This is a genomic window from Kluyvera sp. NPDC087067 (assembly GCF_044745165.1).
Lineage (GTDB): Bacteria > Pseudomonadota > Gammaproteobacteria > Enterobacterales > Enterobacteriaceae > Kluyvera.
This window is the reverse complement of the sequence record NZ_JBIUZS010000005.1, coordinates 356,580-369,709: the sequence shown is the minus strand read 5'-3', so window position 1 is coordinate 369,709 and position 13,130 is coordinate 356,580. Positions and strand designations below refer to the sequence as shown.

Genomic DNA, 13,130 nt, shown 5'->3' with positions numbered 1-13,130 from the left:
TTAAATAGAAAGAGTAATTTATGGCTGCAACCAAGCCTGCTTTTAACCCACCGGGTAAAAAGGGTGACATGATATTCAGCGCGCTGGTCAGACTGGCTGCGCTGATTGTGCTATTGATGTTGGGCGGGATTATCGTCTCTCTTATCATCTCTTCCTGGCCCAGCATGGAGAAGTTTGGCTTCGCCTTCCTGTGGACCAAAGAGTGGGATGCGCCGAATGACATCTATGGTGCATTAGTCCCGATTTACGGCACCATTGTGACCTCCGTTATCGCGTTGCTGATCGCCGTTCCGGTGAGCTTCGGTATCGCACTCTTCCTGACTGAACTGGCTCCTAACTGGCTTAAACGCCCGCTAGGCATTGCGATTGAACTGCTGGCGGCTATCCCCAGTATTGTTTACGGCATGTGGGGCCTGTTTATCTTTGCGCCGCTGTTTGCGACCTATTTCCAGGAGCCGGTGGGCAATATTCTCTCTAACGTTCCGTTTGTCGGCGCACTGTTCTCCGGCCCGGCGTTTGGTATCGGTATTCTGGCGGCAGGGGTTATCCTCGCCATCATGATCATCCCGTACATTTCTGCCGTTATGCGTGACGTTTTTGAACAGACTCCGGTGATGATGAAAGAGTCGGCCTACGGCATCGGCTGCACCACCTGGGAAGTTATCTGGCGTATCGTCCTGCCGTTTACCAAAAACGGGGTGATTGGCGGCGTGATGCTGGGGCTTGGTCGCGCGCTGGGTGAAACCATGGCGGTGACCTTTATTATCGGTAACACCTACCAGCTTGATAGCGCCTCGCTGTATATGCCGGGCAACAGTATTACCTCCGCGCTGGCGAATGAATTTGCTGAAGCGGAATCGGGCCTGCATGTTGCTGCGCTGATGGAACTGGGTCTGATCCTGTTCGCGATTACCTTTATCGTTCTGGCGGCATCGAAGCTTATGATTATGCGCCTGGCAAAAAATGAAGGGGCACGCTCATGACGACGCTGGAAATGCAAAACACCGCAGCGCTGGCGGAGTCTCGCCGCAAAATGCAGGCGCGTCGTCGCATGAAGAACCGCATCGCGCTGACGCTGTCGATGGCGACAATGATCTTCGGCCTGTTCTGGCTGGTGTGGATCTTAATGGCCACCATTACCCGCGGTATCGACGGAATGTCGCTGGCGCTGTTTACCGAAATGACGCCACCACCGAACACGGCGGGCGGCGGTCTGGCAAACGCCCTGGCAGGCAGCGGCCTGCTGATCCTGTGGTCGACCGTTATCGGAACGCCGCTGGGCATTCTGGCGGGCATTTATCTGGCCGAATACGGACGTAAATCCTGGTTGGCTGAAGTCATCCGCTTTATTAACGACATCCTGCTCTCCGCGCCGTCTATCGTCGTGGGTCTGTTCGTCTACACCATCGTGGTGGCGCAGATGCAGCACTTCTCCGGCTGGGCGGGCGTGATTGCGCTGGCGCTGTTACAGGTGCCGATCGTCATTCGTACCACTGAGAACATGCTGAAACTGGTGCCGGATAGCCTGCGTGAAGCGGCGTACGCGCTGGGTACACCGAAGTGGCGGATGATCTCAGCGATTACGCTAAAAGCCTCTATCTCCGGGATTATGACCGGGATCCTGCTGGCTATTGCGCGTATTGCCGGTGAAACCGCGCCGCTGCTGTTTACCGCGCTCTCCAACCAGTTCTGGAGCACCGACATGATGCAGCCTATTGCTAACTTGCCGGTCACCATATTTAAATTTGCCATGAGCCCGTTTGCCGAGTGGCAGCAGCTGGCCTGGGCCGGGGTGCTGATTATCACGCTGTGCGTACTGCTGCTGAACATTCTGGCGCGCGTCGTTTTCGCGAAGAAGAAACACGGTTAAGTTTAATACCTTGCCGGATGGCGGCGTGAACGCCTTATCCGGCCTACGGTTGACATATAGTAGGCCTGAAAGCTGCGCGCCATCAGGCATGATGAGGAAGAGATTGAGATGAGTATGGTGAACACAACTCCGGGTAAGATTTCAGTACGCGATCTGAACTTCTACTACGGCAAATTCCATGCCCTGAAGAACATCAACCTGGATATCGCCAAAAACCAGGTCACCGCGTTTATCGGCCCGTCAGGCTGCGGTAAATCGACGCTGCTGCGTACCTTCAACAAAATGTTTGAACTGTACCCGGAGCAGCGCGCAGAAGGTGAAATTCTGCTGGATGGCGACAATATCCTGACCAATACCCAGGATATCGCGCTGCTGCGCGCTAAAGTGGGGATGGTGTTCCAGAAGCCGACGCCGTTCCCGATGTCGATTTATGACAACATCGCCTTTGGCGTGCGTCTGTTTGAAAAGCTCTCCCGCACCGATATGGATGAGCGCGTTCAGTGGGCGTTGACCAAAGCCGCATTATGGAATGAAACCAAGGATAAGCTGCACCAGAGCGGATACTCTCTGTCTGGTGGTCAGCAGCAGCGTCTGTGCATTGCGCGCGGGATTGCGATCCGCCCGGAAGTTCTGCTGCTGGATGAGCCGTGTTCCGCGCTGGATCCTATCTCTACCGGACGCATTGAAGAGCTCATCACCGAGCTCAAAGAGGATTACACCGTCGTTATCGTGACCCACAACATGCAGCAGGCGGCACGTTGCTCCGACCACACGGCGTTTATGTACCTGGGCGAGCTGATTGAGTTCAGCAACACGGACGATCTGTTCACCAAGCCCGCGAAAAAACAAACCGAAGATTACATCACTGGCCGTTACGGTTGATTTGGAGTTAACCATGGACAACCTCAATCTTAATAAACATATTTCCGGCCAGTTCAACGCAGAACTGGAAAGTATCCGTACCCAGGTGATGACCATGGGCGGCATGGTAGAGCAGCAGCTTTCTGATGCGATTACCGCGATGCACAACCAGGATAGCGAGCTGGCAAAACGCGTCATTGAAGGCGATAAACACGTCAACATGATGGAAGTCGCGATTGATGAAGCCTGTGTGCGCATCATCGCTAAACGTCAGCCGACGGCGAGCGACCTGCGTCTGGTGATGGCGATTATCAAAACTATCGCGGAGCTGGAACGTATTGGCGACGTTGCTGACAAAATCTGTAGCACGGCGCTGGAGAAATTCTCTCATCAGCATCAGCCGCTGCTGGTGAGCCTGGAATCGCTCGGCCGCCACACCGTGCAGATGCTGCACGACGTGCTGGATGCGTTTGCCCGTATGGATCTCGACGAAGCGGTGCGAATCTACCGCGAAGACAAGAAAGTTGACCAGGAGTATGAGGGCATCGTGCGTCAGCTCATGACCTATATGATGGAAGACCCGCGCACGATCCCAAGCGTGTTGACCGCGCTGTTCTGCGCCCGTTCTATCGAGCGTATCGGTGACCGCTGCCAGAATATCTGTGAATTTATCTTCTATTTCGTGAAGGGGCAGGATTTCCGCCACGTGAATAGCGATGAGCTGGATAAGCTGCTGGCGGGGAAAGCGCCGAAGGAGTAACGGTGCAGATTGCCGGATGGCGGCTTCGCCTTATCCGGCCTACACCCACGGGTAGCTATTGTGCACACCCGGGCACATTGCCGGATGGTAGCCCGGGCGAGCGAATTGCGACCCCGGGAACGGCTCGATGCTAACCCTCGCGAAATTCCCGGCGGCGCTGCGCTACCCGATTGTTGATCGTTAACCGACGATATCCCATCCACGCGCTTTCCACAGCGCAGGCAGCTGTGCCAAATCGGTAAACGTCGTCACCTTCGGGTGATCGATAGGTTTGTTGTGCGGATCGGCGCAAAAATAGAACACCTCCATCCCCGCATCAATCCCTGACTGCGCGCCCGCGCTTGAATCGTCGACCAGAATGCAGTTCTCCACGTTAACATTCATCGCTTTTGCCGCGTGGAACATCAACGCCGGATCGGGCTTCCAGCGCTGGATATCGTAGCCGCTGAACAATTTGTCCGGGAAATGATGCAACATACCGAGTTTCCCCAAAGAGTGCTGCATTTTGCTGACCGGGCCGTTTGATACGATGCACATCGGGATATTGACGGCCTCGACCAAGGCGTTAGCCCCGGCAATGACTTCCAGTTCTGTATCAAAAAGGCGTGCGACCTCGGCGCGATAAACCGGTTCTAAGTCCGCTTTTGCCAGGTTTGTCCCACGCTCAGCGTTAATGATGTCGATGATCTCGTAGAGCTTAACGCCCTTGAAACGCTTAAAGGTCTCTTCCAGATCGAGCGTGATGCCAAATGTCTGGAACATATGGACGTAGGCTCGTGAACAGATCACCTCGCTGTCGACCAGCGTGCCATCACAGTCGAAAAAAACCGCTTCAACTCCGGACATGTCATTTCCTTTTTAACAAGTTTAACGTTTACGTAATGCTGAATTGAGAGACGCAATCGTTGCCGTATAAGCAAAATCAATGAAAAAAAGTATCTCACAACCGCGCCTATTGTCGCATTTTGGTATAGGATAGCGACGAATTTTCCTTCCTTTGTCTGCGGAAATTGATAATGAGTCAACAACACACCACCCCGGCTTCCGGTCAGGGGATACTCGAGCGCGTGTTTAAACTGCGCGAACACGGCACTACGGCACGTACCGAAGTGATCGCCGGTTTTACCACCTTCCTGACGATGGTCTATATCGTTTTCGTTAACCCGCAAATTCTGGGCGTGGCAGGAATGGACACCAGCGCGGTGTTTGTCACCACCTGTCTGATTGCCGCACTGGGCAGTATCCTGATGGGCGTGTTCGCCAACCTGCCGGTGGCGCTGGCGCCAGCGATGGGGCTGAACGCCTTCTTCGCGTTCGTGGTGGTGCAGGCAATGGGCCTGCCGTGGCAGGTGGGCATGGGCGCCATCTTCTGGGGCGCAATTGGTCTGCTGCTGTTGACGATTTTCCGCGTACGTTACTGGATGATTGCCAATATCCCGGTGAGCCTGCGAGTGGGCATCACCAGCGGTATCGGTCTGTTCATCGGCATGATGGGGCTGAAAAACGCCGGCGTTATCGTCGCCAACCAGGATACGCTGGTTTCTATCGGTAACCTGACCTCCCACAGCGTTCTGTTGGGCGTGCTGGGCTTCTTTATTATTGCGATTCTGGCCTCGCGTAACATTCACGCGGCGGTGCTGGTGTCGATTGTTGTGACTACCCTGCTGGGCTGGATGCTGGGCGATGTGCACTATAGCGGCATCGTTTCTGCGCCACCGAGTATCACCACCGTGGTCGGTCATGTTGACCTCGCCGGGTCGTTCAATTTAGGTCTGGCAGGCGTTATCTTCTCCTTTATGCTGGTCAACCTTTTCGACTCCTCAGGGACGCTGATTGGTGTAACCGATAAAGCGGGTCTGGCGGATGAGAAAGGCAAGTTTCCACGCATGAAACAGGCTCTGTTTGTCGACAGCGTCTCCTCAGTTGCCGGGTCTTTCATTGGCACCTCTTCCGTCACCGCATATATCGAATCATCCTCTGGTGTTTCCGTCGGTGGACGTACCGGTCTGACTGCGGTCGTGGTCGGCCTGCTGTTCTTGTTGGTGATTTTCCTGTCGCCGCTGGCGGGAATGGTGCCGGGCTATGCGGCTGCGGGTGCGCTGATTTACGTTGGGGTACTGATGACCTCAAGTCTGTCACGCGTGAAGTGGGACGATCTGACTGAAGCGGTTCCGGCGTTTATTACCGCCGTGATGATGCCGTTTAGCTTCTCGATCACCGAAGGTATCGCGCTGGGCTTCATCTCTTACTGCGTGATGAAAATCGGTACCGGTCGCTTCCGCGACCTCAGCCCGTGCGTGATTATCGTCGCACTGCTGTTTGTCCTGAAGATTGTGTTTATCGACGCAAAATAACAGGTATCCCGGACGAGGCGTGAAACGCCGACTCCGGGGGATTCACCCGGCCAACCGGGTGAATCAATCAAAGCCCGAACTTAAGCTTTAACCCGCTGAATATACTCGCCAAATGCGGTCAATTGACCGGTCAGATGATCCAACGTTCCCTGCTCAATCACTTCACCCAACTGCGGGTCGACCTTATTCTGAATCACGCCGCCCATAAACTCAGGCTTGTTCATCACCATGGCATCAAGGAACACCAGGATCTGACGCAGATGGTACTGACAACGCGCACCGCCGATTGCACCCATTGAGCTGGTCTGAATCAGCACCGGTTTACCGGCAAGGGGTTGATCCGGCAGGCGAGAAAGCCAATCGATGGCGTTCTTCAGGCCGCCCGGTACCGAGTAGTTGTACTCTGGGGTCACGATAACTACGCCGTCAGCCTGGCGAATTTGCTCAGCCAGCGCTTCAACGCTCTGTGGGAAACCGTCCTGCTCCTGGACATCCGCATCATACAATGGGATATCACCAATCGACGGGAGCGGGGAGACGCTCATGCCAGCCGGGGCAATTTTTGGCAGGGTGCGAGCGACCATACCGTTGAATGAAGCTTTGCGCAGGCTTCCCAATAAAGTAACTACTTTCAACTCGTTAGACATGATTACTCCTTTGTATCATGAAGCTGGATTCCAGCCGAATCAGTTGAGTATAAGCGCTTTCTCTGTCGGTAGGCTGGTGAATCTCATCACCCGCGCTGAGGGTTCATTGGCGCGCGTCAACGCATCCGGCAGGCTGCGCCAGCCATATTTACCATCGAATTCCCATACTTTGAGCTTATCAATAGAAGGTGACGCGGCCAGCGACCACACCAGAACATCCTCGGCATCGCAGATGACTTCGAGCTGGTCGGTATTCGCGCTGCGTAAGCGGCCAGAGCCGGGGAGAAGCTGGAGAGTTCGTGGGGAGTCGAGATGGATATCGCCGGTCATTTTGAGCACGCTCTGGCGTAGGGCAACCAGCTGTACGCGCGCTTCATGCGGGTCACTTTGATTATTAATCCACAATTGCTCATTGCTGGTGAATTGATAGTTTTCCAGCATCGATGCCTGCGGCGTGTTGCGCAGTACGTGCAGCAACTCCATATCCAGGCCGCATCGGCCTTCGGTAGTTAGCGCGACGCCAACAATATTGCCCGCATAGGCGATGGAAAAATCAGGCAGGTGACTGTCTTTAAAAAACGGTTTGCCTTCTGGCGTGGTGACAATCTCAGGCAGTTCACTGATGCCATAAAGCATAAACAACAGTTCGGCCAGCAACGCGCGCGACGCCAGATAGCGGGTACGGCGGTAGGCCGGCAGCTTGCGTGCGATATTGTGACTGGTGGACGATAACCTGACGGACAATAGATGCCCGTCCTTAAGGATCCCTCTTGCAAAGTGCGTCGCCATTTTTCGCTCCGTGATTAATGGACTGTGGATATTGGAAGAGTAACATTTACGCTAGTTATGATCAGGTTTTACTGCCTAAAAATGCGATTGAAAAGGGGAATTACGATATTTTTACACTTCCCCCTAACCTAAATAGATTGTTTTTACGAATAATATGTCAGGAAACAGCGAGGTATAAGGATTTCAGCGTTTCACGTAGCCAGACGATTTTCGGGTTGTGACTGTTTCGTTTGTGCCAAAGGAGCGTAAAGGGCACCAGCAGTTTGTCCAGTTGCTGGGCGTCGAATGGCAGAGGGCGCGCCACCAACGGGAGCTGGTGGAGTTGATTATAGTAACGACAATAACGTGGCGCAGTCGCCAGCATGGTATGTTCTGGCTGGGCGGCCATAAACAATGACTGCTCAAACCCCGGCAGGCTCAGCGCAATATTGCGCTCGCGCCCCATCTCCGCAAGCACATCGTCTAACGCCCAGGTGTCGCTTTGCTCCCAGCTGATGCTGATATGTGGGTAGCGCAAAAAAGTCTCCAGATTCCACTCTTCTTGCAGCGCGGGATGATCCTCGCGTAGCCAGACGCAGGGAAGATCGGAGAACAGCACTTCGTAATCTATCGACAGCGGCAATAGACTCAGCAGTTCGCGCGAGCGCGGGTGGCTTTCACGTCCGGTAAAACCGATATCCACCTCCCCGCGAATAATGGCATCCAGTGAGTCATAGTCCCAGTTGCGCACTTTGATGGTTGCCTGCGGATAGCGCTGATAAATCTGCTGCGATAGGGCGTTAAACATAATCATCACCAGCGGCGTTTCGGCGACCAGATCGAACTTCAAACCGCGAGGCGTTTCATGATGCGGTTTATCAAGCAGTTGATTTCCAATCTGCATCCATTCCGCCAGGCTTTGTTCCATGCTCACCATCTGCGGTGTTGGCGTCAGCCCCAGCGGCGTATTTACAAACAGCGGATCGTCAAACCAGGCGCGTAGCTTTGACAACGATTTACTGACCGCCGATGGCGTCACGTTCATCCGTTTAGCGGTTTTCGTCACGCTACGCTCCTGCATCAGGAGCTGTAGGCAAAGCAGCAAATTAAGATCGAGACTGGTCAGAGATTTTTTCATAGGTTCGCGCCAACGAGTGAAAGCCATGATGAAAATGAGAATACTGAACATGCTACAGCCAATGAGATTCCCGATCAGCACATTGCTGATTTTCAATTTGTTACAAACTGATTGGGGGGCATTGAACCTCTATATTCCATTGTGTGAAAGGCCAAACACAAAATGTCACTCAGCCGCCATTTTTTTAACCTTTATTGCAAGGTAACTTATCAGTAAATTCTGATTAACCTGTTTTTATGGGTTTCCCGTAGTGAGATATTCCGATTAAAGCTATGAGTGCCATACAATACGTCACTACGTTTAAGCTTAATGTCTTGCGGTGTATGATGCGGAGTGTAATGGCTACCTTAGAGATGTTTAAATATGTCGGATATAGACTTTGTTGTGCTGTGGGTCGATTCTAAAGATCCGCAGTGGGAAAAATCGTATACACGCTTTAAAGCAATAAGCTCTGGCGTGGACGAGAATTCTATTCTGCCAGCAAGGTTTAGAGATATGGGTATATTTAAATATTGGTTCAGAGGCGTTGAAGCCTATGCGCCGTGGGTAAGAAAAATACACCTCGTGACTTGTGGGCAGGTGCCTGACTGGCTGAATGTCCAGCATGAAAAAATTAATATCGTTAAACATACTGATATTATGGATGAAAAGAGTCTCCCCACATTTAGCTCCCGGGCAATTGAGGTTAACATCCATAAAATAAAAGGGCTAAGCAACAAATTTGTTTTATTCAATGATGACATGATGTTGAATGCAAAAATCAGCCCGGATTTTTATTTTCAAAACAATCTACCTAATGATTTTTTGATTGAAAGCCGGGTCAGCCCGACATTGATAGAAGATGTGGTTTTTAACTCAACGTTAATGACGAATGTGTCTGTCGTTAATACCTTTTTTCGCCGTGAATCTGTGATCAAGAAAAACGCCGTGAAGTATTACAATTTAAAATACGGACGTTATTTACAAAAGAATCTTCATGCCAGGAAAAATAAGCTGTTTAATGGCTTCCTTGGTAAACATTTGCCACAACCGTTTCTGAAGTCGACCTTTGAAGAAATCTGGGGACTAAAAGAAATAAAAGGATTACTCAGTCGAACGACAGATTCTAAGTTCAGAGATGGCTGTAGCTTAAATCAATATGTATTCAGATATTGGCAGCTGGTGAAAGGGAATTTCACGCCATGTAATCCTAAGGGCAAAGGGGTTTGTTATCATCTTAACGGTGACAAAAACCAACTTTCTAAAGCAATCAAACACTTAACTTCGGGGCAGCCGCAAATCTGTCTGAATGATTGCTTTAATGATGATAAAACCTTTGAGTATGCCTGCGATAAAATATCGGAAACCTTAGCTTTTAAGCTGGGAGAAATATCCAGCTTTGAGCAGGCCGACTATCTCTCGTAAAGCGCCACCCGACTTAAAAATCTAAGTCGGGTTCGCTTGTACTCAGAGCGCTTTCTCAAGCGCGGGCGCGGCCCGATTGGCGTTAACGGTAAGGATCAGCACGATACTCAGGATGCTACAGCCAATCAGAATCCCGATCAGCATATTCAATGCGTCAAGCCCTAGCACCGCGGCGAGCCAAATCCACAGAGACGACCCGCACACCTGCGCAATGCCTAACGCCGAACTGGCCACCCCTGCGCGCAACGAGAACGGCCCCAGCGCTTGACTCATTGCCACGCCAAAACCTACCGAGAAACCGGCGCAAATTAAGGTCAGACCCAACAGCGTGACGGCGTTGGTATGGGCCAGGGTCAGCATCACCCCCGCGGCGAGGAAGAGTGCTTGAGAAGTCAGCATGAGCGTACGCGGTTTAAATACGCTTAATGCAAAAGGTGTCGAGAACGAGACGGCCATACTCACACCCGCGGTCATCGCCATGATGGTGGCATATCCGCCGCGATCAAAACCCATCACTTCCATCAACAATACCGGTGAAGTATTCACGAAGGTGAGGATCACCGAGACGCTCAGCGTCGTAATGGCGAGGCGGCTGAGGAAAAATCGGTTTATCAGCGATTCGCCGCCGCGATGTGCTTCGCCAGACGTTGAGCGCCCTGAAGGGCGTGATTCGCGCAAGATAAAAACGGACAACAGGCATACCGCTACCCCCATGCCGATCATCGCGTAGAACAAGCTCTGCCACGGGTATTTAAGCATGATCAAATGCCCCATTACCGGCGCCAGAACCGGGACGATACAGGTGATGCCATTCAATAACGACAGCACCTTTGCCCGACGACGATCGTCCAGGGTATCACGCAGTATTGCAAAGGCGACGACATAACAGCAGCCGGCGCCAACCCCTTGAATAAATCGGCCAACCAGGAATGGCGTACCGCTTTGCGCCTGGGCACAAATCGCTGAGGCGAGGATATAAATGATCGCGCCAACAATGGCGACCGGCTTGCGTCCCGATTGGTCAGCAACCTTACCGGCAAACAGCATGGCGGTTGCCATTCCGGCCAGGTAGACGGAAAACGCGATATGCAATTGCGCTTCGCTGGCGCGTAAATCAGCAGCAATACGAGGTAAACCCACCAGATACATATCAATCCCGGCGGGGTACAGGAGAACCAAAGCAAAACTGCAGATTAGAAAGCGTGTCATAGCGACCTCATGATGAATGTGGCGCTAAGCATACGGGGAGCGGCTAAGTTGCACGAGTTGCCATTTGGACAACTGTCATTTCCTGTGAGGAAAACAACTTGAGAAGCACTCTATCTGTGCCTGGTAACAGATTCACGCTGGCAGTTACCCGCGTCTGGGACTATTTCCACACCCTCGCCATACCTTCACTTTCTGGTCTGACGCTGGAAAAGCCAAATTTAGCGTACAGCTCGGGGACATCGGCAACCAGCGAGACGTACGCCCCTTTAAAAGCGTGCTCATCTAGCCAGTCGACGATTTTTTGCATGATCTGACGACCAAGACCTTTCCCCTGATGTTCCGGGTCAATGGCGACGTCGACGATTTCAAAGTTCAGCGCCCCATCTCCGACGATACGCCCCATCCCCACAGGAACGCCCTGCCAAAGGATATGCACGCCATAACAGCTACGCGGCAGCCCCTTACGCGCTCCTTCCAGTGGGCGCGGCGACATGCCCGAGATAACGCGCAGGCGGCAGAAATCTTCCGCAGAAGGCACGGTTTCAATAAAAACGTAATCTTTAGTCATGATTGCATCCCGCAAAGTAAAAAAGTCACGTCGATAAGCGTAATCGAGAAACTCATCTGGCGGGAAGCGGATAACGAAAAAGAATAAAAAACCCGCTTTAACAGGAAGTTAAACCGGGTTAGTCAATGCTCACAAACGAGGCTTATTTACCAATACAGAAGCTCGAGAAAATCCGGCCCAGCAAATCGTCGGAACTGAACTCGCCGGTGATCTCGCTTAAACACTGCTGAGACAGCCTCAGCTCCTCTGCCAGCAGCTCACCCGCCCAGGCACCTAACAGCTGCGCTTTACCCTGTTGCAGATGTTCTGCGGCGTCTGAGAGCGCCTGAAGGTGGCGACGACGCGCCAGGAAGCCGCCTTCCATATTGGTTTCAAAGCCCATGCTCTGCTTGAGATGGTCGCGAAGCACGTCGACACCTTCACCGGTACGGGCAGAAAGGCGCACAAGTGAGTGGCCATTCACTTCGCTAAGACCCAGCGTTTCGCCGGTGATATCCGCTTTGTTACGCACCACGGTAATCGGTAATTTTGTCGGTAAACGTTCGATAAAGTCCGGCCAGATATCGGCGGGATCAACGGCGTCCGTCGTCGTGCCATCAACCATAAACAGCACGCGGTCGGCCTGTTCAATTTCCTGCCAGGCGCGTTCGATACCGATACGTTCAACTTCATCGTTCGCGTCGCGCAGACCGGCGGTATCGATGATGTGCAGCGGCATGCCGTCGATATGGATATGCTCGCGCAGAACGTCGCGGGTGGTACCGGCAATATCGGTGACGATTGCCGCTTCACGGCCCGCCAGCGCGTTCAGCAGGCTCGATTTACCGGCGTTAGGACGTCCGGCAATCACCACCTTCATCCCTTCGCGCAGCAGGCTACCCTGGCGCGCTTCGGCGCGTACCGCGTCGAGGTCGGCGATCACTTCGTTAAGCTGAGCTTCGATTTTACCGTCGGAGAGGAAGTCTATCTCCTCGTCCGGGAAGTCGATGGCCGCTTCCACGTAGATGCGCAGGTGAGTCAGCGCTTCCACAAGGTGATTAACGCGCGTAGAGAATGCCCCTTGCAGCGAGTTTAATGCGGAACGTGCAGCTTGTTCGGAGCTGGCGTCGATTAAGTCGGCAATCGCTTCAGCCTGGGCCAGGTCGAGCTTATCATTTAAAAATGCGCGCTCGGAAAATTCGCCGGGATTGGCGATACGCACGCCCGGCAGCGTCAGAATACGTTTGAGCAGCAAATCGAGAATCACCGGGCCGCCGTGCCCTTGCAGCTCTAACACGTCTTCACCGGTAAAGGAGTTCGGGCCGGGGAACCACAAAGCAATCCCCTGATCCAGCGCGCTGCCGTCATTATCTTTAAACGGCAGATAGTCGGCGTAGCGCGGCTTCGGCAGCTTGCCCAGCACCGCCTGTGCGACGTCGCGCGCTTTCAGGCCAGAGATACGCAAAATGCCCACGCCACCGCGTCCCGGTGGGGTTGCCTGGGCGACGATAGTGTCGTTATGGCTCATGGTTAGTCTCAACTTTGTTGCAATAAAAAAGGCGGTCATTCGAC

Annotated in this window: 13 protein-coding genes; 6 read left to right on the top strand and 7 right to left on the bottom strand. The window is 53.0% G+C overall.

Going from position 1 to position 13,130, the window contains the following annotated elements; translation table 11 throughout:
- Positions 1 to 20: 20 nt before the first annotated feature.
- The 4 genes from pstC to phoU all read left to right on the top strand — a co-directional run bounded on the left by pstC (position 21) and on the right by phoU (position 3,491).
- A complete protein-coding gene (gene pstC, locus ACIPDS_RS15510) occupies positions 21 to 983 on the top strand; it encodes a phosphate ABC transporter permease PstC (protein WP_166515120.1) in 963 nt (320 codons plus the stop codon).
- A complete protein-coding gene (pstA, locus tag ACIPDS_RS15505) occupies positions 980 to 1,870 on the top strand; it encodes a phosphate ABC transporter permease PstA (protein ID WP_166515121.1) in 891 nt (296 codons plus the stop codon). Before pstC ends, pstA begins: the two co-directional genes overlap by 4 nt.
- Before the next feature lie 108 nt (positions 1,871 to 1,978).
- Positions 1,979 to 2,752, top strand: a complete 774-nt coding sequence (pstB, locus tag ACIPDS_RS15500; RefSeq protein ID WP_035893601.1) for a phosphate ABC transporter ATP-binding protein PstB — start codon at positions 1,979 to 1,981, stop codon at positions 2,750 to 2,752.
- A gap of 13 nt (positions 2,753 to 2,765) precedes the next feature.
- Positions 2,766 to 3,491 carry a phosphate signaling complex protein PhoU gene (gene phoU / locus ACIPDS_RS15495; RefSeq protein ID WP_166515123.1) on the top strand — a complete coding sequence of 242 codons (726 nt, stop codon included), beginning with the start codon at positions 2,766 to 2,768 and terminating at the stop codon, positions 3,489 to 3,491.
- A 180-nt stretch (positions 3,492 to 3,671) separates the two neighbouring features.
- On the opposite strand, the gene yieH is transcribed toward phoU, so the two are convergent.
- The gene (gene yieH / locus ACIPDS_RS15490; protein WP_400737507.1) at positions 3,672 to 4,337 is read right to left on the bottom strand and encodes a 6-phosphogluconate phosphatase; all 666 of its coding nucleotides are present in this window, start codon (positions 4,335 to 4,337) and stop codon (positions 3,672 to 3,674) included.
- Between the two features lie 170 nt (positions 4,338 to 4,507).
- On the opposite strand from yieH, the gene adeP reads away from it, so the two are divergent.
- A complete protein-coding gene (gene adeP / locus ACIPDS_RS15485; RefSeq protein ID WP_166515125.1) occupies positions 4,508 to 5,845 on the top strand; it encodes an adenine permease AdeP in 1,338 nt (445 codons plus the stop codon).
- A gap of 80 nt (positions 5,846 to 5,925) precedes the next feature.
- Here adeP and ACIPDS_RS15480 read toward each other — a convergent pair whose 3' ends face one another.
- The 3 genes from ACIPDS_RS15480 to yidZ form a co-directional block, all read right to left on the bottom strand.
- Entirely contained in the window at positions 5,926 to 6,492 is a 567-nt protein-coding gene (locus ACIPDS_RS15480; protein ID WP_166515126.1) for an NADPH-dependent FMN reductase, read from the bottom strand.
- 39 nt (positions 6,493 to 6,531) lie between these two features.
- The gene (locus tag ACIPDS_RS15475) at positions 6,532 to 7,281 is read right to left on the bottom strand and encodes a 4'-phosphopantetheinyl transferase family protein (RefSeq protein WP_400737503.1); all 750 of its coding nucleotides are present in this window, start codon (positions 7,279 to 7,281) and stop codon (positions 6,532 to 6,534) included.
- Positions 7,282 to 7,438: 157 nt separating this feature from the next.
- A complete protein-coding gene (yidZ, locus tag ACIPDS_RS15470; RefSeq protein ID WP_400737500.1) occupies positions 7,439 to 8,398 on the bottom strand; it encodes an HTH-type transcriptional regulator YidZ in 960 nt (319 codons plus the stop codon).
- Positions 8,399 to 8,761: 363 nt separating this feature from the next.
- On the opposite strand from yidZ, the gene ACIPDS_RS15465 reads away from it, so the two are divergent.
- The gene (locus ACIPDS_RS15465) at positions 8,762 to 9,802 is read left to right on the top strand and encodes a capsular biosynthesis protein (RefSeq protein ID WP_400737497.1); all 1,041 of its coding nucleotides are present in this window, start codon (positions 8,762 to 8,764) and stop codon (positions 9,800 to 9,802) included.
- Between the two features lie 42 nt (positions 9,803 to 9,844).
- On the opposite strand, the gene ACIPDS_RS15460 is transcribed toward ACIPDS_RS15465, so the two are convergent.
- From ACIPDS_RS15460 to mnmE, 3 genes are all read right to left on the bottom strand, one after another.
- Positions 9,845 to 11,011, bottom strand: a complete 1,167-nt coding sequence (locus tag ACIPDS_RS15460) for an MFS transporter (protein WP_400737494.1) — start codon at positions 11,009 to 11,011, stop codon at positions 9,845 to 9,847.
- A gap of 160 nt (positions 11,012 to 11,171) precedes the next feature.
- On the bottom strand, positions 11,172 to 11,579 hold the full coding sequence (locus tag ACIPDS_RS15455; protein WP_400737490.1) for a GNAT family N-acetyltransferase: 408 nt from the start codon (positions 11,577 to 11,579) through the stop codon (positions 11,172 to 11,174).
- A 142-nt stretch (positions 11,580 to 11,721) separates the two neighbouring features.
- Entirely contained in the window at positions 11,722 to 13,086 is a 1,365-nt protein-coding gene (gene mnmE / locus ACIPDS_RS15450; protein ID WP_166515131.1) for a tRNA uridine-5-carboxymethylaminomethyl(34) synthesis GTPase MnmE, read from the bottom strand.
- Positions 13,087 to 13,130 lie beyond the last annotated feature (44 nt).